This is a genomic window from Mycolicibacterium novocastrense (assembly GCF_001570485.1).
GTDB classification, from domain to species: domain Bacteria; phylum Actinomycetota; class Actinomycetes; order Mycobacteriales; family Mycobacteriaceae; genus Mycobacterium; species Mycobacterium novocastrense.
In genome coordinates, this window is record NZ_BCTA01000014.1 from 1 (window position 1) to 1,373 (window position 1,373).

The 1,373-nt window shown below is 65.1% G+C and carries 1 protein-coding gene; it reads left to right on the forward strand.

The window, feature by feature from the left end:
- The coding region (locus RMCN_RS04400) for a condensation domain-containing protein (RefSeq protein WP_234787569.1) at positions 1-1,373 on the forward strand (1,373 nt) is incomplete at both ends.

The window sequence follows — 1,373 nt, forward strand, 5'->3', positions numbered from 1 at the left end:
TCGCTGCGCCTGAGGGGTTGCCGCATCAGGTGGTGGTGGCTGCTGAGGAGGCCGACTTCGGTTGGGAGGTCGTTGATGCCAGCGGCTGGTCTGGGGGCCGGCTGGAGGAGGCCATCGGCGCGGTGGTGGGTCACCTGTTCGACTTGGCGAACGAAATCCCCCTGCGGGCAAGGCTTTTCCGTGTCGATGAGTCGACTCATGTGTTGGTGGCCGTAGTCCACCATATTGCCGCTGATGGGTGGTCGATCACTCCGTTGGTCCAGGATCTGGGTGTGGCGTATGCCAGCCGGTGTGCCGGGCAGGCACCGGGGTGGGCACCGTTGGCGGTGCAGTATGTCGACTACACGATGTGGCAGCGCGCCCAGCTCGGCGATCTCGACGATGCCGGCAGTCCAATCGCCGCGCAGGTGGCGTATTGGGACGATGCGCTGGCTGGCTTGCCGGAGCGGTTGCAGTTGCCCACCGATCGTCCGTATCCCGCGGAGGCTGATTACCGGGGGTCGACGGTGGCGGTGGACTGGCCTGCGGAATTGCAGCGGCGGATGCGTGAGGTCGCCGGCGAGTACGACGCGACCAGCTTCATGGTGATGCAGGCTGCGTTGGCGGTGCTGTTGTCGAAGGTGAGCGCCAGTTCGGATGTGGCGGTGGGCTTCCCGATCGCCGGACGGCGTGATTCGGCACTGGACGAATTGGTCGGTTTCTTCGTAAACACGTTGGTGTTGCGGGTGGATCTTGATGGTGATCCGACGGTCGCCGAGGTGTTGGCTCAGGTGCGTCAGCGCAGCCTGGCGGCTTACGAGCATCAGGATGTGCCTTTCGAGGTGTTGGTCGAGCGGCTCAACCCGACCCGATCGTTGGCCCATCACCCGTTGGTTCAGGTGGTCTTGGCTTGGCAGAACTGGCAACTCGAGGATCCGACGGCGGGCCTGGCCTTGGGCGACGTCCAGGCCGCGCCACTTCCGGTCGATTCTCGGACCGCACGGATGGATCTGACATTCTCGTTGGCTGAGCGTTGGACTGAGATCGGTGAGCCGGCCGGCATCGGCGGCGGGGTGGAGTTCCGCACCGATGTGTTCGATGCGGCCAGTGTGGAGTCGTTGATCGCGCGGTTGCGGCGGGTGTTGGAGTCGATGGTCGCCGATCCGTCTCGGCGGTTGTCGTCGGTGGATGTGTTGGATGCTGGTGAGCGTTCGCGTCTGCAGGAGTGGGGTAATCGGGCGGTGTTGACGCGGCCGGGGTCGGCTGCGGTGTCGATTCCGGCGGTGTTCGCTGAGCAGGTGGCCCATACCCCGGAGGCGGTGGCGTTGACCTGTGATGGCCGGTCGATGACCTATCGCGAGCTGGATGCGGCGTCGAATCGGTTGGCGCGGTTG